This window comes from Actinomadura fulvescens, assembly GCF_039533225.1.
Taxonomy (GTDB): Bacteria; Actinomycetota; Actinomycetes; order Streptosporangiales; family Streptosporangiaceae; genus Spirillospora; species Spirillospora fulvescens.
The window spans coordinates 77,281-98,947 of sequence record NZ_BAAATD010000015.1; the positions used below are offsets into that span (position 1 = coordinate 77,281).

The 21,667-nt window shown below is 72.1% G+C and carries 18 protein-coding genes; 8 read left to right on the top strand and 10 right to left on the bottom strand.

The annotated features are described in order from the left end of the window. Positions 1–80: 80 nt before the first annotated feature. The 3 genes from ABD333_RS39560 to ABD333_RS39570 form a co-directional block, all read right to left on the bottom strand. Positions 81–1,769 (bottom strand): serine/threonine protein kinase, encoded by a 1,689-nt coding sequence (locus ABD333_RS39560; protein WP_344547753.1) that lies wholly within the window; start codon positions 1,767–1,769, stop codon positions 81–83. 28 nt (positions 1,770–1,797) lie between these two features. Continuing rightward, positions 1,798–2,193: a hypothetical protein gene (locus ABD333_RS39565; RefSeq protein WP_344547754.1), complete on the bottom strand. Its 396-nt coding sequence runs from the start codon at positions 2,191–2,193 to the stop codon at positions 1,798–1,800. Positions 2,194–2,393: 200 nt separating this feature from the next. Next, on the bottom strand, positions 2,394–2,573 hold the full coding sequence (locus tag ABD333_RS39570; RefSeq protein WP_344547755.1) for a hypothetical protein: 180 nt from the start codon (positions 2,571–2,573) through the stop codon (positions 2,394–2,396). Positions 2,574–2,785: 212 nt separating this feature from the next. Here ABD333_RS39570 and ABD333_RS39575 point away from each other — a divergent pair, with 212 nt between their 5' ends. The 5 genes from ABD333_RS39575 to ABD333_RS39595 are packed head-to-tail and all read left to right on the top strand — an operon-like array spanning position 2,786 to position 5,862. Continuing rightward, entirely contained in the window at positions 2,786–3,232 is a 447-nt protein-coding gene (locus ABD333_RS39575; RefSeq protein WP_344547756.1) for a VOC family protein, read from the top strand. A gap of 30 nt (positions 3,233–3,262) precedes the next feature. Further along, complete coding sequence (locus ABD333_RS39580) at positions 3,263–4,168, top strand: pyridoxamine 5'-phosphate oxidase family protein (protein WP_344547757.1); 906 nt, start codon at positions 3,263–3,265, stop codon at positions 4,166–4,168. Positions 4,169–4,180: 12 nt separating this feature from the next. After that, positions 4,181–4,774: a CGNR zinc finger domain-containing protein gene (locus tag ABD333_RS39585; protein ID WP_344547758.1), complete on the top strand. Its 594-nt coding sequence runs from the start codon at positions 4,181–4,183 to the stop codon at positions 4,772–4,774. 39 nt (positions 4,775–4,813) lie between these two features. Continuing rightward, positions 4,814–5,152: a PadR family transcriptional regulator gene (locus ABD333_RS39590; protein WP_344547759.1), complete on the top strand. Its 339-nt coding sequence runs from the start codon at positions 4,814–4,816 to the stop codon at positions 5,150–5,152. Then, positions 5,149–5,862 (top strand): hypothetical protein, encoded by a 714-nt coding sequence (locus ABD333_RS39595; RefSeq protein WP_344547760.1) that lies wholly within the window; start codon positions 5,149–5,151, stop codon positions 5,860–5,862. Before ABD333_RS39590 ends, ABD333_RS39595 begins: the two co-directional genes overlap by 4 nt. An 18-nt stretch (positions 5,863–5,880) precedes the next feature. Here the strand turns inward: ABD333_RS39595 and ABD333_RS39600 are convergent, their stop codons facing one another. Further along, the gene (locus ABD333_RS39600) at positions 5,881–9,363 is read right to left on the bottom strand and encodes an AAA family ATPase (protein ID WP_344547761.1); all 3,483 of its coding nucleotides are present in this window, start codon (positions 9,361–9,363) and stop codon (positions 5,881–5,883) included. 261 nt (positions 9,364–9,624) lie between these two features. Here ABD333_RS39600 and ABD333_RS39605 point away from each other — a divergent pair, with 261 nt between their 5' ends. Further along, positions 9,625–12,996, top strand: a complete 3,372-nt coding sequence (locus ABD333_RS39605; protein WP_344547762.1) for a pyruvate carboxylase — start codon at positions 9,625–9,627, stop codon at positions 12,994–12,996. Here ABD333_RS39605 and ABD333_RS39610 read toward each other — a convergent pair. Further along, positions 12,986–13,636 carry a TetR/AcrR family transcriptional regulator gene (locus tag ABD333_RS39610; RefSeq protein ID WP_344547763.1) on the bottom strand — a complete coding sequence of 217 codons (651 nt, stop codon included), beginning with the start codon at positions 13,634–13,636 and terminating at the stop codon, positions 12,986–12,988. The genes ABD333_RS39605 and ABD333_RS39610 overlap by 11 nt on opposite strands. Before the next feature lie 198 nt (positions 13,637–13,834). On the opposite strand from ABD333_RS39610, the gene ABD333_RS39615 reads away from it, so the two are divergent. Next, a complete protein-coding gene (locus ABD333_RS39615) occupies positions 13,835–14,776 on the top strand; it encodes an RNA polymerase sigma factor (RefSeq protein WP_410557433.1) in 942 nt (313 codons plus the stop codon). A gap of 100 nt (positions 14,777–14,876) precedes the next feature. Here the strand turns inward: ABD333_RS39615 and ABD333_RS39620 are convergent, their stop codons facing one another. The 5 genes from ABD333_RS39620 to ABD333_RS39640 all read right to left on the bottom strand — a co-directional run bounded on the left by ABD333_RS39620 (position 14,877) and on the right by ABD333_RS39640 (position 19,342). Then, a complete protein-coding gene (locus tag ABD333_RS39620; protein WP_344547764.1) occupies positions 14,877–15,806 on the bottom strand; it encodes a threonine/serine dehydratase in 930 nt (309 codons plus the stop codon). A 50-nt stretch (positions 15,807–15,856) separates the two neighbouring features. Next, complete coding sequence (locus tag ABD333_RS39625) at positions 15,857–16,459, bottom strand: DJ-1/PfpI family protein (RefSeq protein WP_344547765.1); 603 nt, start codon at positions 16,457–16,459, stop codon at positions 15,857–15,859. Continuing rightward, complete coding sequence (locus ABD333_RS39630) at positions 16,456–17,421, bottom strand: GlxA family transcriptional regulator (protein WP_344547766.1); 966 nt, start codon at positions 17,419–17,421, stop codon at positions 16,456–16,458. The genes ABD333_RS39625 and ABD333_RS39630 overlap by 4 nt, the downstream gene beginning before the upstream one ends. 66 nt (positions 17,422–17,487) lie before the next feature. Continuing rightward, a complete protein-coding gene (locus tag ABD333_RS39635) occupies positions 17,488–18,186 on the bottom strand; it encodes a hypothetical protein (RefSeq protein ID WP_344547767.1) in 699 nt (232 codons plus the stop codon). Positions 18,187–18,358: 172 nt separating this feature from the next. After that, positions 18,359–19,342, bottom strand: coding sequence for a GlxA family transcriptional regulator (locus ABD333_RS39640; protein WP_344547768.1), 984 nt, complete (start codon positions 19,340–19,342; stop codon positions 18,359–18,361). 130 nt (positions 19,343–19,472) lie between these two features. Between ABD333_RS39640 and ABD333_RS39645 the strand changes: the two genes are divergently transcribed. Next, entirely contained in the window at positions 19,473–21,665 is a 2,193-nt protein-coding gene (locus ABD333_RS39645; protein ID WP_344547769.1) for an MMPL family transporter, read from the top strand. The last annotated feature ends 2 nt before the right edge of the window (positions 21,666–21,667 follow it).

The window sequence follows — 21,667 nt, forward strand, 5'->3', positions numbered from 1 at the left end:
AGCTCGCCCGGCCGTCCCCGTTCTGATCGGGCCTGACCGTCGACCGATGGCGAGCCGGCTCCCCAGGCCGGCTCGCCGCGTCAGCCGCAGTTGCCGTAGCTGGAGCTCACCCCGTTGCCGCCGAAGCGGACGCAGGTCTTCTTGGCCGCGACGTAGACCGGGCCGCCGTACCAGGAGAACGAACCGCTGTCCACGTCCTTCTGGCCGTCGCTCTGCCGCTGGATCCAGACCGAGACCGGCGACGACTTGCCTACGTTCTTGGTCTTCATCGTGACGGCGCAGTTGTAGCCGGAGGCGTTGTAGAGCAGATACGCCGTTCCGCCCGGGACGGCCATGCTGCGCTGCACGTAGTAGCCGCCGCCGTGGCCGCCGCTGTCACAGGCCGCCTGGGGCGTGAACTTGTTGGCCGGCTCGTTGGTCGAGCCGCCGCCCCCTCCGCCTCCGCCTCCTGCGGGCGGCTTGGACGGCTTGCCGCCGCCGTTGGGACGGTTGGGGTCGTTCTCGCCTTGCCCGTCCTTCTTCTTGGGTGCCTTGGAGTTCTTCGGGTCCTTGGAGGGTTTGTCGCGGCCCGCGCCCGCCGGGTTGCCCGCCTGACCGGGGTCGGTGGTCGGCGGCGACTGGTCGGCGGCGGAGGTGCTGCGGTCGTCCTTCTTGCCGTCGTCGCCGGAACGGGTCGCCGCCCAGACCGAACCGCCCGCGAGGACCACGACGATCGCGGCGGCCGAGGCGATCGGCACGAGCTTGCGGTTGCGCTTGGGAGGCTGCGGCGCCGGCGACTCGGCCTGGTGCGGAGGCAGAGGCGGTGGCGGTGGCGGTGGCGTCTGGCCGCCCGGAAGAGGCGCGACAAGGGGTTCGTACGGCGGCGGCTGCGGAGCGGTGTGCCCCCGTTCGACCGGCTGACCCGCGCGGGGGTCGGTGGCCGACATCGGCAGTGGCAGGCCGCCGCTCGCCGCGCCGACGAGCCCCTCCTGCGCCTCGCGCGCGGTGGGACGTTGCGCCGGGTCCTTGGCCAGGCAGGCGAGGACGACGTCGCGCAGGGGACTCGGCAGGTCGCCCAGCTCGGGCTCGCCGGTCAGGATGCGGTGCATCACCGCGGCCATCTCGTCGTTGCCGAACGCCGGGCGGCCGGTGGCGGCGTACGCCATCGTGATGCCCCAGGCGAACATGTCCGCGGCCGGGCCGACCGTGCCGCCGGTGAAGTGCTCGGGGGCCATGTAGGCGGGCGTGCCGACGTTCTGGGTCTCGCCCGCCGCGCCGAGCGCCCGGGCCACCCCGAAGTCGATCACGCGCGGGCCGTCGGTGCCCAGCATGACGTTGTGCGGCTTGAAGTCGCGGTGCACGATCCCGGCCTGGTGGATCGCGGTGAGCGCGGTCAGCGTGCTGATCGCGAGCCGTTCCAGCGCACCGCCGGTGCGCGGGCCCTCGGCCTCCACGAGCCGGTGCAGGGAGAGCCCGGCGACGTACTCGCTGACGATGTAGGGCCGGTCGCCGGCCACATCGGCGTCGATCACCTGGGCCGTGCAGAACCGGGCCACCCGCTTGGCGACCTCCAGCTCGCGCACGAAACGCGCCCGCGCCGCCTCGTCGGCCGTGAGGCCGGCGTGCAGGAGTTTGATCGCGACGTAGTCCGCGGACTCCACGTCTCGGCGGCCGAGGAAGACCGCCCCCTGGCCGCCCTCGCCGAGGCGGCCGAGGATCACGTACGACCCCAGCCGCTCCGGATCGCCGGACCGCAGAGGGTGGGCGTCCGGCATGGTCCTGTCGGTCACACCGCTCTCTCTCCGTCGCTTGCGTCGCCTACGTTGCCAGAGTATTGGCCACTAGATGGTATTTGCTCCGGAACGCGAGGATCGCGTTGGGGCGGTCCGGGCCGCGGCGCGCCGCCGCCGGAGCGGCCACTGGGACGGCGACGCGCCGCAGGTCAAACCCCCCTCGGAACGCGAAGGCCTCGGTGTGTGAGGCGAAGAGAACGGACTTGACGGCCGCCCTTGCCCGCAGGTGGCGATGGGTGTGTACGGCCAGCCGCTCCCAGGGGAGGAGCCAGGCGAGGGCGACCAGGCCGGCGACCAGCTCGGCCTGGACCAGAGCCGTGAGCAGGTCCTGAACGGAGACCGTGTTGAGACCCACGTTGAAGAGGCGGACGCCGATGCGCAGGGGAGTGAGCCGCCAGAGCGCCAGGAGGATCTCCCGCATCGTCATCACCACCGGCCACCGTTAAAGCGAATGCTCGTTTTATAAGATGCTGACACGGGTCGGTCGGTGAATCAAGAACGGATATCCGTTTTAGTGTGTGACGGTGGCCACCCGGCCCCGGACAGCGGAAAGCCCCCGCGAGATCGCGACCGGGTGATCGGCACCCGTCACGGTCTCGCGGAGGCTGTTCCCTTGGCTGCTCAGGCCGGGTCGGGCGTGCGCCGCTGGGGCTGTGCCGCCCGGCCGTTCTCTTGGCCTGGTGGTCCCTCCGGGGCGTGATGCCGTTCCAGCCGTGCGGCGATCGCGAGGGCACGGAGCGAGGTCGACCGCACCTGGGCACGGCCGTCGGCCCTGCGGGGCCGGGGAATGCTGCTTCTCAAAGCGTCCTCCATCAGGGCATGAGGGACCGACGCCGGGCTACCGGATCGGTCGGATGATCGTTGTAACCGCAAGATCCGGCCGTTCTATTCCCTCGTGACGCGCGGGTATGCGGCTTCTGGGCCGTTCTAATGCCAAAGATCGCTTGCATTCGTTAGGTGCGCGTGCCATGATTCCTAATGCTTGAAGCGGGCAGTAAACATTAGGAGCGGACATGACCACCCTCACCACCGGCCACGTCGGGCTCAATGTCACCGACCTCGGCCGTTCCGGCGACTTCTACCGGCGCGTCCTCGGGCTGGAGACGCTCGGCGAATCCGCCGAGGGCGACCGCCGGTACGCCTTCCTGGGTCTCGACGGCAAGCTGCTGATCACGTTGTGGCAGCAGAGCGACGGCCGGTTCGCCACGGCGCTGCCCGGCCTGCACCATCTGGCGTTCCAGGTGCCGGACATCGAGGACGTGCGCCGGGCCGAGGCCACGCTGCGCGAGCTGGGCGCCACGCTGTTCCACGACGGCGTCGTCGCGCACCGCGAGGGTGCGCAGTCCGGCGGCGTCTTCTTCGAGGATCCCGACGGCATTCGGCTGGAGATCTACGCGCCGACGGGTGCCGGTGACCGTCCCGCTCCCGCCAAGTCGGCTCCCACCTGCGGATTCTTCTAGGCCACACAACGACGAGCGGGAGGAGGACCGGTGGGCGGGCATCCAGGTGAGGCGGCGCTGCAGCGCCGGATGGGCGTCACCCGTGACGGCTGGGGATCGGCCGGTGTGGACGCCGAGATCCCGCCGATCGCGGCGGAGTTCCTGCGTCAGCAACGCCTGCTCGTGCTGGGCGCCGCCGACGACGACGGGGCGATGTGGGCGGACGCGGTCGTCGGCCCGCCCGGTTTCGCCGTGCCGGTCGACGCGCGTTCCATCGCCGTCGACCGGCGGCCGGCCCTGCTGGCGCCGCTGTTCGCGGACGCGGCCAGGGAGATCGGCATGCTCGCGATCGAGCCGCCGACCCGGCGCCGGATGCGCGTGAACGGCACGGCCTCCGGCGACGGGGACGGGCTGCTGATCCGGACCGAGCAGGTCTACGCCAACTGTCCCAAGTACATCCAGACGCGCGAGATCGTCGGCGACGTGGCCGGGCACGAGCGCGGCGCGGCGCGGACGGGCCGGAGCCTCACCGCCGCCCAGCGCGAGTGGATCGACCGGGCCGATACCTTCTTCATGGCCACCCACGCGCCCGGCCAAGGCACGGACGTGTCGCACCGGGGCGGCAACCCGGGGTTCGTGCGCGCCGCCGGCGCGGACCGGCTCGTGTGGCCGGAGTACGTGGGCAACTCGATGTACATGACGCTCGGCAACCTCGAACTCGAACCCGCCTGCGGCCTGCTGTTCGTCGACTGGGAGAACGGGCACACGCTGCACCTGAGCGGACGGGCGCGCGTCGACTGGGACGCCGAGCGGGCCGCGGCGTTGCCGGGGGCCCGCCAGGTCGTCGACTTCGACGTCGAGCGGGTCGTCGAGCTGCCCGGCGCGTTGCCCGGGAGCTGGGCGTTCGGCGAGTACCACCGGTTCAACCCGAAGATCCCCGCCGTTCGGGAGGGGTGACACCATACCCACGTGAAGCCCGAGGAGATCGAGGAGAACGCCGCTCCGGCGCTGGGGGAACCGCTCGGCGTCGAGTTCGGCAACACCCGGTACGCGGTGCGCGGCGACGTACGGGAAGGGCTGTCCGGGGCCGGGCCGCTCGCCGGCTGGTTGCGCGCGCACGCCGCCGCGTTCGGCGACGGGCTCGCCGAGGCGGCCGTGCGCGAGCTCGCGGAGACCGAGCTCGGCCGGTTCGTGGCGCTGCGCGACGCGATCCGCGATCTCGCGCGCCGGGCCGTCCACGGCGACGAGCCGTCGCCGGACTCGCTGGCCGTGCTGAACGCCGCCGCCGCGGCCGCGCCGCGCTGGCCCCGCCTCGACCTCGCGCCGCCGGGCATCGCCGAGGAGACCGCGGCGCCTCCGGTGGATGCCGTGCTGGCCGCCATCGCCCGGTCGGCCATCGAGATCTTGGGCGGTCCGCTGCGCGCCGACCTGCGAGCCTGCGGCGGCCCCGGCTGCGTCCTCTTCTTCGTGAAGCAGCACCCGCGCCGCGAGTGGTGCTCGCCCGGCTGCGGCAACCGGGCCCGCGTCAGCCGCCACTACGAGCGCCATCGCGGCGCCCGGTAGTCCCATACCTATATAGATCGCACTGCTACCATGGTGGCCATGGCTGCCGACCGCCGCGCGAGCTGGCTCAAGGGCGTGCTCGACCTTCTGGTGCTCGCCACCCTCACCGAGGGCGAGAACTACGGGTACGAGATCGCCAAGTCCCTCGCCGCGTCGGGGCTCGGCCAGATCAAGGGCGGCACGCTCTATCCCGTGCTCAACCGGCTGGAGGAGGCGGGGCTGGTCGCCGCCGAGTTCCGCGTCGCGGACCGGGGGCCGGGCCGCCGCTACTACAGGCTGACCGAGCAGGGCCGCGCCACCCTGACCGAGCAGGGCCGGTTGTGGCGCGCGTTCGACGAGTCGGTGCGTTCGGTGCTCGACCGGGACGGGGCGGCATGAGCTACTTCGACGAACTGGCCGCGTGCCTGCGCGAACGCGGCGTGCCGGACGCCGAGATCCGCGGCACGGTCGACGACCTCGCCGCCTACACCGCCGAGTCGGGCGCCGACCCGGTCGAGGAGTTCGGCCCGGCGGCGGACTTCGCCGGCGAGCTCACCGCGGGCGGCGCCCCCGCGGACGCGCCCGCGCCCGACGCCGAGATCTGGCGTTTCCACGCCGACGCGTTCAACGAGATGAGGTGGCTGAACGAGTTCGGCGACCAGGGCTGGGAGCTCGAAGGCTACGACCTGAAGCACGGCTTCACCTGCCGCCGCGACCGCGAACGGCCGCAGCGCTGGGAGTACCACCGGGAGATGGTTCCCACCCTGCGCCGCAATGCCGTCGCCGAGCGCCTCGCGCCCGACGGCTGGGAACCGGCCGTCGCGTGGACGGTCTGGATGTACTTCAAGCGCCCGAAGTCCGCCAGCGTCGGACCCGCCGGCGAGCTGGACGCCACCCCCGACGCGCCCGCCCGTCGCGTCTTCTGGAGCAAACGCTTCTACGTCCTTCTCGCCGTCTACGCACTGTTCGCCGCCGTCGTCCTCCCCTGGATCGCGCTCTCGGGTGACCCTTCCACGGCCATCGGCTTCGTGACGGGCGCGGTCCTCGGCCCCTTGCTCATCGCCGTCCCGATGGCCTGGACCCGGTGGCGAGCCCGTTCCCGCCGCTAGGGAAACCCGTTCCCGCTGCTAGAGATAGAGGCCGTACCGCTGGGCCTCGGCACCCGTCGTGGGCGGGAGGTCCTCGGGCCGCAGGGTCAGGATCTCGGTGGTGGCGGCGGGGCCGTCGGCGGAGGTGATGCGCTCGGCCTGGTTGGCGATCGCGGCGTCCAGCAGGTTGCGCATGAGCCGTCCGTTGCCGAACGTGGGGCCACGGTCGGCGCGTGCCAGCAGCGTGCGGAGCGCGTCCGTCGTCTCGGGAGCGAGGGTGAGGCCCTCCGCGGCCGTGAGGTGCTCGAAGATGGCGACCAGCTCGGAGTCGGAGTAGTCGGGGAAACGCAGCCGCTTGGGGAAGCGTGACTCCAGGCCGGAGTTGGCGGCGAGGAAGGCCGCCATCTCGCGTTCGTAGCCGGCCGCGATGACCAGCAGGTCACCGCGGTAGTCCTCCATGAGCTTCACCAGGGTGGCGACGGCCTCGCGGCCGTAGGAGTCGCCCTCGGCGGTGAGCGCGTACGCCTCGTCGATGAACAGCACGCCGCCGAGGGCCTGTTCGACGGCGGCCTGCACCTTGGGCGCGGTCTGCCCGAGGTAGGAACCGACGAGGTCGTTCCGGCCGACCTCGACCAGATGGCCGGACGACAGCAGGCCCAGCTGCGCGTAGACGCGGGCGATGAGCCGCGCCACGGTGGTCTTGGCGGTGCCCGGGTTGCCGGTGAAGACCATGTGGCGGGTCGGCACCGTCACTGGCTGTCCCGCGGAACGGCGCAGCTCGGCACTGCGGGCCTCGGCGACGAGCTTGCGGACCTCGGTCTTGATCTCGGTGAGGCCGATGAGCGTGTCCAGCTCGGCGACCGGGTCGGTGGCGGGCACGCTGCGCGTGGTCCCGGACAGGGAGGGCGGGAAGTCCTCGGGACGGAGCTCGGCGAGCTGCTCGGGGCTCGCCTTCGGCAGCGCGACGACCCGCCGAGCCTGCAGTGCCGTGGCGCGTTCGCACAGGTTGCGCATCAGGCGGGCGTTGCCGAACGAGCGGCCGCGCGGGGTGCGGCGCAGCAGATCGATGATCTTGTCGCGGGCCTCGTCCGTCGGTTCGAGACCGGCCTCGGCGGCGAACCCGGCGAAGATGGTGACAAGCTCGTCGTCGGTGAAGTCCGGGAACCGGATCGTGGTCGGGAACCGCGAGGCCAGCCCCGGGTCGGAGGCGATGAAGCGCCGCATCTCACGTTCGTAGCCCGCGACGATCACGACGAGGTCCTCGCGATGGTCCTCCATCATCTTCACCAGCTCGGCGATCGCCTCGGCGCCGTAGTCGCCCTCGTAGTCGGCCTGGGTGAGGGAGTACGCCTCGTCGATGAAGAGCACGCCGCCGACCGCGCGCTGGACCACGGCACGGGTCTTGATCGCGGTCTCGCCCAGGTACTCGCCGATGAGCTCCGCCCGGGACGCTTCGACCAGGTGCCCGGACGACAGCACGCCGAGGTCCTTGTAGATGCGCGCGATGAGCCGGGCGACGACGGTCTTGCCGGTGCCGGGATTGCCGGTGAAGACCATGTGCCGGGCGGGCATCGTCACCGGCAGCCCGGAGTCGCGGCGCAGTTGCGCGGCCCCGGCCCCGGCCACCAGCAGCTCGATCTCGTGCTTGACCGGGGCGAGCCCGGTCAGGGCGGCCAGCTCGGCCCGCGGGTCGCTCGGCGATCCGGCGGCGTCGAACGTGGCCGGGACGTCGGCGCGCTTGACGACGAGCTCGGCGCCCGGCTCGGTGCGCGCCCGCACGGCGTCCACCACGATGTCGGCGAGCAGGTGCGCCAGCCGCGCGTTGCGCAGATTGCGCACGGGCGGGGTCCTGACGAGCAGCTCCCCGGCGGCGGTGAGGGCGCGCTTGTGGGCGCGGGCGCCGCGCTGGTGCACGGCGCGGTTGAAGAGCTCGGCGTAGCCCTCGGCGGTGAACGCGTGCGTGCGGGCCTTCTTGAAACGCAGCGACAGGCCCGGGTTGACCTCGCGGATCCGCTGGTCGCCGCCCGTCTCGCACAGCGCCACGACGTGCAGGCCGTCGAAGACGTCCAGCACCCGGTGCAGCTCCTCCAGGATGGCCTCGCCGCTGCGCGGGTCACGGGACATGTCGTCGAGCCCGTCGATGACGAGCAGGTTGCCGCCGTCGCAGTCGCGGGCGTCGATGTAGAGGCTGTTGGTCGCGCTCGCCACGGTCTTGCCGGCGAAGAAGTCGTCGGCGAGCCAGACCGGCGGACCGGTGATCCCGCGGTCGTGCAGCAGCCGCGCGATCTCCTGCGCGGCGTCGCGCTTGCCCGTGCCGTCCGGACCGGCGAGCAGCAGCCGCACCGGCTCGGTGCCTCCCTCGGCGATCTCCTCCAGCGCCGCCACGACCTCGGGCTGGCCGACGAGCCCGGCGCCGACCTCGGCCCGGCGCCTGGCCCTGGCCGTCCGCGCCGGGGCGTCGTCGAGCGAGGTGGCGAGCGGGTTGAGGACGCTGCGGCGCGGCGCGTACAGCCGCCGCAGGTCCATCTGGAACTGGTTGACGGGCACCCACACCGGGCTCGGCACGTCCGCCACCTCGGGAAGGCCCTGGACCACGCCCGTGAACCGCACCGACATGTCCATCCAGGCCCGGCACGCGTCCGCGGCGCCCGCGCCCAGGCCGCGGCCGAGCCACGCCCTGGTCCGCCGGAACCATTCGCTCGGCTGGAAGTCGTCACGGATCGCGGCGAACCGTTCGAGCAGTTCGCCGTAGCGGTCCTCGCCCAGCACGACCGACAGCTCCGCCGGGATCTGGTCGACCTCCGCCTGCAACACCAGATGCGCGAGCAGATCGAGGTCCGGCTCGTCGTGCGGGGCCACCTCGCGCAGGTGTTCGTGGACGGGCAGCAGCCCGCCGCACACCCATTCCAGGTAGCCGATCGGCCCGGTGAGCTCGGGGAGCACGGCGAGGATCTCGTCGCCGGCGTGCGCCTGCCATGCCGCGTGCTGCGCGTCGATGCCGTCGTCCAGATCGAGGGCCGGCGGCGGGTCGTCGTACAGCTTGATCAGTGCCTGCCGCCGCCGTTCCAGCGGCTCCAGGCCCTCCAGAACGTCCAGCGACTCGCGGGAGAGGGCGAGCGCGAGCTCCTGGTCGGGTGCTTCCCGCAGCCAGTCCACCGGCCGGAACGAACCGGCGCCGGCCCCCCACTGGGTCGGCTGGCGCTGCGGCTCGGCGGGCGGGTCGTGGTACGGGCCGAGCAGTTCGCGGTCCAGCATCGAGCGCGAGCCGCCCACGATCGCGCCCGCGCCGCTCAGGAAGCCGAGCGTGAGCAGCAGGTCGGCGACGACGAGCGGGGTGGGACCGGCGAGCATGCCGTGCCGGTCGGTCGTCAGCCCGGCGCAGCGCGCGTCCTTGACGAGCGCGTCGACGCGTGCCCGGATCTCCTCGAAGAGCCCGTCCGGCACGCGCCACGGCCCGTACGCGTAGACGTCGAGCACCGGCTCGTCGCTCACCAGCAGTTCGAGGTGCTCAGGCAGTGCCACACGTTCCTCCCCGCGGTCCACGTCACCGGAACGGGTCCGTCTGTCAGCCGGTGTCGTACCAATCGGGGCAAAAGCCTATGGGTTACGCGCAGTCAAGGTGCCGGTTCGGTGAAGCGTGAGGAACCAGAGATAACGTGTGTTCTTCCGGCTTGAGGGATCTTGTGATTTGTTCGCGTTTCGGTGCCGTCCGATTCGAGGGCGGCACCGGTCAACTGGGTAGGTGGTAGTCGGAGGTTCGCCGGCCGTCTGGAAGAGGGTGCCGTGATCACGAAGTTGCTCGTCGCCAACCGGGGTGAGATCGCCGTCCGGGCGTTCCGTGCCGCCTACGAGCTCGGCATCGCCGGCGTGGCGGTGTACGCGTACGAAGACCGGTTCTCGCTGCACCGGCAGAAGGCGGACGAGGCGTACGAGATCGGCGAGCACGGGCATCCGGTGCGCGCCTACCTCGACGTGGACGGCATCGTCGAGACCGCGCTGCGCGTCGGCGCCGACGCGGTCTACCCGGGCTACGGGTTCCTGTCGGAGAGCCCGGAGCTGGCCGAGAAGTGCGAGCGCAACGGGCTGACGTTCGTGGGCCCGCCGAGCGCGGTGCTGCGGCTGGCGGGCAACAAGATCGAGGCGGTCGCCGCCGCGCGGCGGGCCGGGCTGCCGGTGCTGCGCTCGATGACCCCGGCGGAGGGCGACGAACTGGCGGCGGCCGGCGAGATCGGCTTTCCCCTGTTCGTGAAGGCCGCTGCCGGAGGCGGCGGGCGCGGGCTGCGGCGCGTGGACCGGCGCGAGGACCTGGAGGCGGCCGTCGAGACCGCGCGGCGCGAGGCGGAGAGCGCGTTCGGCGATCCGACCGTGTTCCTGGAGCAGGCCGTCGACCGCCCGCGCCACATCGAGGTACAGGTGCTGGCAGACGGCGCCGGGCACATCGTGCACCTGCGCGAGCGTGACTGTTCCGTGCAGCGCCGCCACCAGAAGGTCGTCGAGATCGCCCCCGCGCCGCGGCTGGACGAGGCCGTGACCGAGCGGCTGTGCGCCGACGCGGTCGCGTTCGCCCGGGAGATCGGCTACGTGAACGCGGGCACGGTCGAGTTCCTCGTCGACGACACCGGCCGCCATGTCTTCATCGAGATGAACCCGCGCATCCAGGTCGAGCACACCGTGACCGAAGAGGTCACCGGCGTCGACCTCGTGCAGAGCCAGCTGCGCATCGCGGGTGGCGAGTCCCTGGACGACCTCGGCATCGCCCAGGACGACATCGCCGTCTCCGGATACGCGGTGCAGTGCCGCATCACCACCGAGGACCCGGCCAACGGCTTCCGCCCGGACACCGGCAAGATCTCGGCGTACCGTTCGCCCGGCGGCGCCGGGGTACGGCTGGACACGGGCACCACGCACGCGGGCGCCGTCGTCACGCCGCACTTCGACTCGCTGCTGGTCAAGCTGACCTGCCGCGGCCGCACGTTCGAGGAGGCGGTCCGGCGCGCCCGCCGTGCCGTGGCCGAGTTCCGCATCCGCGGCGTCGCCACCAACATCCCGTTCCTCCAGGCGCTGCTGGACGAGCCGGACTTCCGCGCGGGCGGCGTCAGCACCTCCTACATCGCCGAGCACCCCCAGCTGCTGACCGCACGGTCGAGCGGCGACCGCGCCACCCGGCTCGTCCGCTACCTCGCCGATGTCACCGTCAACAAGCCGCACGGTGAGGCGCCCACCGGCCTCGACCCGGCGACCAAGCTGCCCGGGCTCGACCTGTCCATCCCGGTGATCGAGGGTTCGCGCGACCGCCTGCTCGCCCTCGGGCCGCAGGGGTTCGCCACGGCGCTGCGCGCGCAGAAGAGCCTCGCGGTGACCGACACGACGTTCCGCGACGCGCACCAGTCGCTGCTCGCCACGCGCGTACGGACGTTCGACCTGCTCAAGGCGGCGCCCTACCTCGCGCGCATGACGCCGCAGCTGCTCTCTCTCGAAGCGTGGGGCGGCGCCACGTACGACGTCGCGCTGCGCTTCCTCGGAGAATCGCCCTGGGAGCGGCTCGCCCAGATTCGCGAAGCCGCTCCCAACCTGTGCATCCAGATGTTGCTGCGCGGTGCCAACACCGTCGGCTACACGCCCTACCCCGACTCGGTGGCCCGCGCGTTCGTCACCGAGGCGGCCCGGACGGGCGTCGACATCTTCAGGGTGTTCGACGCGCTGAACGACGTGGACCGGATGCGCCCGGCCATCGACGCCGTCCTGCAGACGCACGCCCTCGTCGAAGGCACGCTCTGCTACACCGGTGACCTGTCGGACCCGGGCGAGAAGCTCTTCACGCTCGACTACTACCTGCGCCTGGCCGAGCAGCTCGTCGAGGCGGGCGTCCACGTGCTGTGCATCAAGGACATGGCGGGCCTGCTGCGCGCACCTGCCGCCCGGACGCTGGTGACCGCGTTGCGCGAACGCTTCGACCTGCCCGTCCACCTGCACACCCACGACACCGCCGGCGGTCAGCTCGCCACCTACCTCGCGGCCGTCGAGGCCGGGGTGGACGCGATCGACGGGGCCGCGGCGCCGCTGTCGGGGACGACCAGCCAGCCGCCGTTGCAAGCCATCGTCGCCCACACCGACTTCACCGAACGGGCCACCGGGCTCGATCTTGGCTCCCTCACCGCGCTGGAGCCCTACTGGGAGGCCGTCCGCAAGCTCTACGCGCCGTTCGAGATGGGCCTGCCCGCGCCGACCGGCCGCGTCTACCGGCACGAGATCCCGGGAGGGCAGCTGTCCAACCTGCGGCAGCAGGCCGTCGCGCTCGGCCTCGGCGACCGGTTCGAGGAGATCGAACGGCTGTACGCGGCGGCCGACCGCATCCTCGGCCGGCTGGTGAAGGTCACGCCGTCGAGCAAGGTTGTCGGGGACCTGGCGCTGCACCTGGTCGCGGCGGGCGCCGACGCCGGCGACTTCGCGGCGCATCCCGACCGCTACGACATCCCCGACAGCGTGATCGGATTCCTGAACGGCGAGCTGGGCGACCCGCCGGGCGGCTGGCCCGAGCCGTTCCGGAGCGCCGCGCTCGCGGGGCGCCAGTTCACGCCCGCGCGCGCCGAGCTCACGGGCGCCGAGGAGAAGGCGCTCGCGGGTCCCGAGGTCCGTGACACGCTCGACCGGCTCCTCTTCCCGGGACCGGCGAAGGAGTACCGCGAGGCGCGCGCGGCGTACGGCGACCTGTCGCTGCTGCCGACGGCGGCGTTCCTCTACGGGCTGCGCCCCGGGCAGGAGGTCTCGTTCGACCTCGAACCCGGCGTCCGCGTGCTGGCCATGCTGGAGGCCGTCGGCGAGATCGACGAGGCGGGCTTCCGGCAGGTCATCTGCACGGTGAACGGCCAGCTGCGCACGTTGTCGGTCCGTGACAGGGCCGTCGCCTCCGACACCCCGCCGGTCGAGCGCGCCGACCCGAACGAGCCGGGCCACGTCGCCGCACCGTTCGACGGCTCGGTGACCCTGCGGGTGGCCAAGGGCGACGAGGTCGCGGCGGGGGACGTCGTCGCCACCATCGAGGCCATGAAGATGGAGGCCGCCATCACGGCCCCCGTCGCGGGCACCGTCGGGCGTCTCGCCGTCCCGGAGGTCACGCCGGTCCAGGCCGGCGACCTCCTGGTCGTCATCTCGTGACGCGGCCCCGGACGGCGTAGCCGCCGAGAGAGGGTTCGATGGCGTCGAAGGCGGTGGCGACGTGCCGGGTCAGGGCGGCCGCGATCTCGTCGTTGTCCTGCCCGTCGATCGTGCGGCGCAGCGTCTCGTCGAAGAGCACCCGGTGGACGCCGCCGAGCTGGGCGGCGGCCACCCGGGGCAGGATGTCGTCCGGCCCGGCGCCGGTCTCGTCGGCGAGCGCGGCGGCGAGGGCGGCCTCGCGCTCCTCGTGGAACTCGCGCAACCGCGCCACCAGGGCGGGGCTCTCAGTGATCATGCGGGCGAACGCGGCGCCGGAGAAGCCGACGACCGGGTCGTGCGCGGCGATCGCCGCGACGTAGGCGCGGCGCAGCGAGGCAAGAGCCGACTCGCCCGGCGCGCGCTCGCGAACGGTCGCGGCGAGCAGCCCGACGAACACCTCGTGCAGGTCGAGGGCCAGGTCCTCCTTGCGCGGGAAGTAGTTGGTGACGGTCATCTTGGCGACCTGGGCGGCCGCCGCGACGTCGGCGATCGTCACCTTGTCGAAGCCGTGCTCCAGGAACAGCCGGGTGGCCTGGTGGGAGATGTTCTCCCTGGTCTGCCGCTTCTTGAGCTCCCGGAGGCCCATCGTCTGCTCGCTCATGCCGCCAGGATACATAAGACCGACCCAAATTTCTTCTTGACATACTTCTAGGCCTGACCTAAGTTTAGGTCATCACCACGATGAAGGAGGTCCGATGAACCTGCGTGTCACCCGCTGACGAAAACCCGGCCCGGCGCGGGAATGTACGGCCCGCGCCGGGCGTTCGACACACCGTCGCCCAGTGGAAGGAAACCGCCCTTGCGCGCCACCGCCTCAATCTCGGCCACCGTCTCCTCGGGTGACCCGGTGAAGGACTACCTCAAGCAGATCGGGCGGACGCCGCTGCTCACCGCCCAGCAGGAAGTCGAGCTGGGCGGGCGCATCGAGGCGGGGCGGCTGGCCCAGGAACGTCTCGACGCCGAGGGCGGATCGCTCGACCTCGCCGACCGGATCGCGCTGGAGCTCGCGGTCGCCGACGGGCTCCGCGCCAAGGACCACATGGTCGAGGCCAACCTGCGGCTCGTCGTGTCGATCGCCAAGCGCTACGCGGGCGGCGGCCTGCCGCTCCTGGACCTGATCCAGGAGGGCACCATCGGCATGATGCGCGCCGTGGAGAAGTTCGACCACCACCGCGGCCTGAAGTTCTCCACGTACGCCACGTGGTGGATCAAGCAGGCGGTCGGCCGCGCGCTGGCCGACCAGAGCCGGACCATCCGCATCCCCGCGCACGTCGTCGAGATCCTCAACCGCGTGACGCGCACCCGGCGGCAGATGACGCAGGACCTCGGCCGCGAGGCCACCTACGAGGAGCTCGCGGCCGCGCTCGACCTCACCGCTGAGAAGGTCGAGCAGGTGCTCAAGCACGGCCGCGAGCCGATCTCACTGCACACCCCGTTCGGTGACGACGGCGACGGCGAGCTCGGCGACCTCATCGAGGACGACGGGCCCGACCCGGCCGACGCCGTCGCCACGTCCCTGCTGCGCGACCAGCTCGACGCGGTGCTGGACACGCTGACCGAACGGGAGGCGGGCGTCATCTCGCTACGGTTCGGGCTGAACGACGGCGAGCCCAAGACCCTCGACGAGGTCGGCAAGGTCTACGGGGTGACGCGCGAGCGCATCCGCCAGATCGAGTCCAAGGGGATGCACAAGCTCCGTCACCCCTCCCGTACCCGGACCCTCGCCGACCTCCTCACCTAGGGCGGTGATCGGCGGACGCCGCCATTATCCGGAGCTATTGGAATTAGCGTCAACAGAGCGCTTTTCAATTGAATTTCAGCCGCTCCCGATAACCCTCTGACTAGCGGCTCAACGTCACCAGATCGCCCGGGTCAGTGTTGGCGCCGCACAGGACGATCGCTACGCGTTCTCCTCGGGCGGGCTCGTAGGCGCCGGTGAACAGGGCCGCGAACGCGGCGGCGGTGCCGTGCTCGACGACCAGCCTGTGGTCGTCCCACAGGCGCCGGCGCGCCGCGACGACGGCGGCGTCCGGCACGAGGACCGAACGGACGCCCGTGCGGATCGCCACGTCGAAGGCGATCTCGCCGAGGCGGGAGGCGCCGAGCGAGTCCGCGGCGACGCCGGAGACCTCGACGTCCACCGGGAATCCGGCCAGCAGCGCGCGGCTCAGCGTCGGGACGGTCTCGGGCTCGACGCCGACGACCTCCGCCTGCCCCGCCACCGCCGCCGCGACCCCCGCCATCAGGCCGCCGCCGCCGACCGAGAGGAGGATCGTGTCGACCTCGCGGCCCGTCTGCTCCAGGAGTTCGAGGCCGAGGGTGCCCTGCCCCGCGCAGATCTCGGGCTGGTCGTAGGCGTGGCAGGTCAGCGCGCCGGTGTCGGCGGCCCGTTTGCTCGCGGCCTCGTAGGCCTCGGCGTACCGGTCGCCGATCTGCACGACGTCCGCGCCGAGGTCGCGCAGCCGGTCGACCTTGACCATCGGTGCGGTCATCGGCACGTACACCTCGGCGGGCACGTCCAGCGCGCGCGCCGCGTACGCCACCGCCAGGCCGGCGTTGCCGCCGGAGGCGGCGATCACCCCGCTGCCGGGCAGCCGGCCCTCCTCGGCGGCGGCGAGGATGCGGTTGAACGCGCCGCGCGCCTTGAAGGAGCCGGTGTGCTGGGTCTGTTCGAGCTTCAACCACACGCCGTCGCGTCGCATGACGGGCGTGCGCCGGACGCGGTCTCCGATCCGGGCCGCCGCCGCCTCGACTTCCGAACGCGTGATCATGCCGGTCGTACCTCCTGGCAGTGGGGGGTTCGCGACCTCAACCGTATGCGTCAGAGCGGCTCGTCGGCGAGGTAGGGCGGGGCGGGCTCGTACTGGATGTAGCGGCGCACGGCCCGTGCGTGGTCCCGGCCGTGGAGCTTGCCGACGAGCCACAACGCCATGTCGATCCCCGCGGACACCCCCTGGCTGCTCACCACGTCGCCGTCCACCACGTACCGCGCGTCCCGGACGACGGTGACCTCGCCCTTCTCCTCAAGCGCGTCCTCGTACTGCCAGTGCGTGGCGATCCGGCGCCCGCGGGCAGGGCCGGCCGCATGGAGCAGGAGGGCGCCCGTGCAGACGCTCAGCGTCCACTGGGCCTGCTCGGAGGTCTTGGCGATCCAGCCGGTCACGACCGGGTTGGACGGCTGGACCAGGCGCGCACCGCGCCCGCCGGGGATCAGCAGCACGTCCAGCGGCGGATGGTCGTCCAGGGTGTGGTCGGGCAGCACCCGCATGCCCTTGGCGCACCTGACCGGGTCGGTGCCCTCGGCGATGAGGACGGCGGTGTCGGCGTCCCCGCGCACCATCGAGGAGGCGGTGAACACCTCCCACGGACCGACGAAGTCGAGCTCCTCGGCCTCGTCGAAGATCAGTAGACCGTAGGTCGTCATGCGTACTCCTTCATTGCTCGGAAACGGTCGCGATAGTCGGACGGTGAGACGCCGAGCCTGCGCTGGAACACCCGCCGCAGGGTCTCGCCGGTGCCGAAGCCCAGCCGCCGCGCCATCGCCTCGACCGGCTCGTCCCCTTCGGCGAGGGCGCGCCGGGCGGCCTCGACACGGACGCGCTCGACGTACGCGGCGGGCGGTACGCCGACCTCGGCGGCGAAGCGGCGCTGCAGGTGCCGCGGGCTCAGCCCGGCGGTGCCGGCCAGGTCCCCGATGGTGTGCCGGGCGCCGGGATCGGCGTTGATCGCGGCGACCGCCGACCGGATCGGGTCACTGGCCGGCTGCCCGGACCAGAGCGGGACGCTGAACTGCGACTGGCTGCCCGGACGGCGCAGGAACATCACCATCTCCTGGGCCACCGCGTGCGCGACGCCGCGGCCGTGGTCCTCCTCCACGAGGGCCAGGGCCAGGTCCATCGCGGCCGTCACCCCGGCCGAGGTCCACACCCGGCCGTCCCGGATGAAGATCGGGTCGCAGTCGACGACGAGCTCGGGGTGCTCGGCCACGAGCTGGCGTTCGCGCGCCCAGTGGGTCGTGACCCGGCAGCCGTCGATGAGCCCGGTGGCCGCGAGCAGGAGCGTCCCGCTGCACACCGCGGTGAGGCGCCGCGTGCGCCGTCCGGCGGCGGTGACCCAGTCGACGAGCGCCCGGTCGTGCCGTGCCTCGTCCACCCCGTGGCCGCCGGCGACGAGCAGGGTGTCGATGCCGTCCGGATCGAGATCACCGATGCCGTACGAGGCGTGCACCGGCAGTCCGCTGTGGGCCCGCACCAGGCCGGCCACGGGCGCCACGACCCGGCAGTCGTAGCCGCCCGTGAGCCGGTGGGCGTACTGGAAGACCTCATACGGCCCCACCAGGTCGATCGGGTGGAAGGCCGGATAGATCACGAAGGCGATGCGGCGCATGCCTCCAGGCTCGGCCAGGACCGTTCATGGCGTCAACGACGCGTACCCCACAGTTCGCGCCATGCGCTATCCGCGCTGGGTGTCCTCGTCCTTGAACGAGCAGTCCGCCGGGGAGTCCGGGGGCAGGAAGTCACCCTTGGGGACGGGCAGCGGCGCGTCCTTGACCGTGTAGCCGGTGATCCGTTCGTTGAACGGGCCGCGGCTGACCGGGCTGAACGGGGCGGGGCCGGAGCCCATCGTCTGGCACCTCGGGTCGACGACGCCCCACGAGAAGCCCATCCGGTCGAACCTGTGCCCGTCCGGCGACTGGTAGAAGGTCAGCGTCGCGCGCCTCTGGTTCGCCGGGACGTTGTCCTGGCGGATGCCCGAGACCACCGCCACCGGACCGGTCGCCATCACGTAGTCCACCTTGATGCTGCCCCAGTGGTGCTTGGAGGGGCCGCCGGGCTCGTCGGGCGAGTAGTGGTCGAACTTGACGGTCCCGCGTGCCGCCCCGAACACGATCTTGTTGTTCTCGATCTTCCAGGGCGCTCCGTGCGCGTCCACGATGAAGCGGCGGTGCGGGTATTCGGTGTCCCCCGGGAAGTTGACCCAGGCGTCGCCGGTGACGTGCATTTCCCTGGGCTTGGCGGCGGCGGCCCGGTCCTTGGCCGCGACGGGCCGGTCGTTGTCGGCGGCCATCGCGCCGCCCGCGCCGAGTGCGGTCACCGTGACCGCCGCGGCCGTCCCCACCACCATGGCCCGCTGCTTCGTGCTGAGCGTCATCGCCCTCGTCTCCTTCGGTCGCGCGGGCGGTGCCGCCCGCGTTTCCCAGGCTTCCGTCGAGGTGACGCCCGCCACTTCCCCCGTGTGGCCGAGGCGGTTCGCTCGCTGGTCTCGTTCGGCCTCGCCCGCGCGGGGCAGCCCCGGTCCAGCCGACCCGGCCGGGTGCAGGCGTTCAGGCCACCGGCGCCCGGTCGTTCGCGCGGAAGGTGAGCCGGTACGCGCTCGGCGAGACGCCGATCGTGGCGGCCAGATGCTGGCGCATGGAGGCGGCCGTGCCGAAGCCCGCCTCGGCCGCGACGCGATCCACCGGCAGGTCGGTCGTCTCCAGCAGGCGCCGCGCGTGCTCGATGCGCTGCTGCGCCAGCCACTGGCCGGGCGTCATCCCCACCTCGTCGCGGAACCGGCGGGAGAACGTGCGGACGCTCATCCGCGCGTGCGCGGCCAGCTCGGACAGGGTGAGCGGGCGGTGGAGCCGCTCCAGCGCCCACTCCCGGGTCGCCGCCGTGGTGGCCGCCGACGCCTCCGGCACCGGCCGTTCGATGAACTGGGCCTGCCCGCCCTCGCGCCACGGCGGCACCACGCAGCGGCGGGCCACCCGGTTGGCGATCTCGCTGCCGTGGTCGTGGCGCACGATGTGCATGCACAGGTCGATCCCGGCGGCCACCCCGGCCGCCGTCAGCACGTCGCCGCCGTCCACGAACAGCACGTCCGGGTCGACCTCCACCTTGGGAAACAGCCGCTGGAACTCCTCGGCCTCGTTCCAGTGCGTGGTCGCCCGGCGCCCGTCGAGGAGCCCGGCGGCGGCCAGGATGTACGACGCGGTGCACAGCGACACCAGGCGCGTTCCGGGGCGAAGCCGGCCGAGCGCCGCCGCCAGCGGCTCCGGCAGCCACTCGCGCCCGTCGTCCGGGGCGCGGTCGAACGGCGGGATCACGAGGGTGTCCGCCGTCTCGATCGCCTCGGCGCCGTGCTCGACCGCGATGGCGAAGTCGGCGCCCGTCCGCACCGGCCCGCCGTCCAGCCCGCACGTGATCACCTCGTACAGCGGTTCGCCGTCCCGGCCGGTGGCCGTACCGAAGATCCGGACGGGGATGCCCAGCTCGAACGGGTAGACGCCGTCGAGGGCGAGGACGACGACCCGGTGTGCGGCCTGCATGGCCGGATTCTTTCACAGCGACGATTCCGGCCACCGGGAGCGGCGGCGGCCGTGTCCACCGATCGGTGGACACCAGGTTCAACCGGACGAGGCTGTCGCGGGGAACCCCTCGTTCACCAGCATTGATGCCATGACGAACCTCCCTGTACGCATGGCGCGCTGGAGCGCGTACCACCCCTGGCGAGCGATCGCCGCCTGGTTTCTCTTCGTGTTCGTGTGCCTCGGGCTCGGCATCGCGGTCGGCGGCAACATGGCCCAGTCCGCCGACTACCGGGTCGGCGAGGCGGGTCGTGCCGAGGCGCTGCAGGAACAGGGCGGGCTGGAGCGCAAGCCGCTCGAACGGGTGCTCATCACGGCGAAGGGATCGGGGCCGCTGGACGCGGCCAAGGCCGACGCGGCGGTGCTCGACATCACGGAACGGATGAGACGGCTGCCCGAGGTCGCGTCGGTCGGCGGGCCCGTCCGTTCGGCCGACGGCACCGCGGTGCGGGTCGACGTGACCATGAAGGGGCCGGAGCAGGAGGGCAAGAAGCACATCGACCCGCTGCTCGCGCAGACGGCCGAGGTCGGGAAGGCCCACCCGGACCTGCGCGTCGAGGAGGCGGGCGGCCCGTCCATCAGCAAGGACGTGCAGGGTCAGCGCAGCGAGGACTTCTCCCGCACCGAAATGATCGCGCTGCCGGTCACGCTGATCGTCCTGCTGCTGGTCTTCCGGTCGCTGGCGATGGCGACCGTGCCGCTGCTGCTGGCGATCACTTCGATCATGTCGGCGATCGGCCTGTCGATGCTCGCCTCACACGTCTTCCCGGACGCGGGCGTCGGCACGAACGTCATCCTGCTGATCGGCATGGCCGTGGGCGTCGACTACACGCTCTTCTACCTCAAGCGCGAACGCGAGGAACGGGCCCGTTCGGGCGGCCGGCTCAGCTCGGAGGCCGTGGTGGAGCTCGCCGCGGCCACCTCGGGACGGGCCGTCGTGATGTCGGGGCTCGCGGTCGCCGCGTCCAGCGCCACGCTCTACCTCGCCGACGACGTCATCTTCTCCTCGCTGGCCACCGGCGCCATCGTGGTGACCTTCGCCGCCGTGATCAGCTCGCTGACCGTGCTGCCCGCACTGCTGACCAAGCTGGGGCGGCGGGCGGAACGCCGCGCCGAGCGCAGGGCGGCGAAGGGCAAGGCCGTACGGCCCGTGCGGCAGCGGCGGACCGGCCGGATGACCGCGGCCATGTTGCGGCCCACCAGCAGGCATCCCGCGCTCACGCTGGCCGTCGCGGTCTTCGCGATGCTCCTCATGTCCGCTCCGCTGCTGAACCTCAAGCTGACCGACGTGGGCCGGGAGACCTACGACCGCAATCTGCCCGCGATGCAGGTCTACCACCGGGTGAACGCCGCGTTCCCCGAGCTCAAGGCCATGAACCAGATCGTCGTGCGGGCCGAGCCGGACCGCGCCCCGCAGGTGGCCGCCGCGCTGCGCGACCTCGCCGGACGCGCCAAGGGAGATCCGCTGTTCGGCGGCACGCCGCAGCTGCGCACCTCGCCCGACAAGCGGATCACCATGCTGGAGCTGGGCGTCCCGCACGACATGAGCACGCAGGCGGCGCGCGACTCCCTCACGAAGATCCGCGAGACGTACATGCCGGCCACCATCGACCGGCTGCCCGGCGTCGAGGCCGAGGTGAGCGGCGAGGTCGCCCGCTACGTCGACTACCCCGAGCACCAGAAGCGGAAGATGCCGCTGATCTTCGGTGCGCTGCTGCTGGTCACGTTCGCGCTCACCGTGCTGGCCTTCCGGTCGGTCGTGCTCGGCCTGGTCGGCGCGCTGCTCAACCTGCTCTCGGCCGGGGCCTCGCTCGGCCTGCTGACGCTGGTGTTCCAGGGCCGCTGGGCGGAGGGGCTGCTGGGCTTCACGTCGATGGGCTCGATCGGCTCCCGGGTGCCGCTGTTCCTGTTCGTGATCCTGTTCGGCCTGTCGATGGACTACCAGGTGTTCGTGATCAGCCGGATCAGGGAGGCGGTCCAGAACGGGGTGCCGACGCGCACGGCGGTGCTCGACGGCATCCGGAGCTCGGCGGGCGTCGTGACCAGCGCCGCCCTGGTGATGGTGACGGTGTTCGCCAGCTTCATCCCGCTGCACCTGATCGAGATGAAGCAGTTCGGGTTCAGCCTCGCGGTCGCGGTGCTGCTGGACGCGTTCGTCATCCGGCTCATGATCTTGCCGGCGGCGATGCTGCTCCTCGGCGAGCGGACGTGGTGGCCGTCCCGCCCGACGGGACAGGCCGAGGTCACCGCCCCGATCATGCGCTCGCCGCAGAACGTAGGCTGATC

What these genes read in the sequence shown, in the direction of transcription:
- ABD333_RS39565 (WP_344547754.1), bottom strand. Translation starts at nt 2,193, where the DNA reads ATGCGGGAGATCCTCCTGGCGCTCTGGCGGCTCACTCCCCTGCGCATC.
- ABD333_RS39575 (WP_344547756.1), top strand. Translation starts at nt 2,786, where the DNA reads ATGACCACCCTCACCACCGGCCACGTCGGGCTCAATGTCACCGACCTC.
- ABD333_RS39590 (WP_344547759.1), top strand. Translation starts at nt 4,814, where the DNA reads ATGGCTGCCGACCGCCGCGCGAGCTGGCTCAAGGGCGTGCTCGACCTT.
- ABD333_RS39595 (WP_344547760.1), top strand. Translation starts at nt 5,149, where the DNA reads ATGAGCTACTTCGACGAACTGGCCGCGTGCCTGCGCGAACGCGGCGTG.
- ABD333_RS39610 (WP_344547763.1), bottom strand. Translation starts at nt 13,636, where the DNA reads ATGAGCGAGCAGACGATGGGCCTCCGGGAGCTCAAGAAGCGGCAGACC.
- ABD333_RS39620 (WP_344547764.1), bottom strand. Translation starts at nt 15,806, where the DNA reads ATGATCACGCGTTCGGAAGTCGAGGCGGCGGCGGCCCGGATCGGAGAC.
- ABD333_RS39625 (WP_344547765.1), bottom strand. Translation starts at nt 16,459, where the DNA reads ATGACGACCTACGGTCTACTGATCTTCGACGAGGCCGAGGAGCTCGAC.
- ABD333_RS39630 (WP_344547766.1), bottom strand. Translation starts at nt 17,421, where the DNA reads ATGCGCCGCATCGCCTTCGTGATCTATCCGGCCTTCCACCCGATCGAC.
- ABD333_RS39635 (WP_344547767.1), bottom strand. Translation starts at nt 18,186, where the DNA reads ATGACGCTCAGCACGAAGCAGCGGGCCATGGTGGTGGGGACGGCCGCG.
- ABD333_RS39640 (WP_344547768.1), bottom strand. Translation starts at nt 19,342, where the DNA reads ATGCAGGCCGCACACCGGGTCGTCGTCCTCGCCCTCGACGGCGTCTAC.
- ABD333_RS39645 (WP_344547769.1), top strand. Translation starts at nt 19,473, where the DNA reads ATGACGAACCTCCCTGTACGCATGGCGCGCTGGAGCGCGTACCACCCC.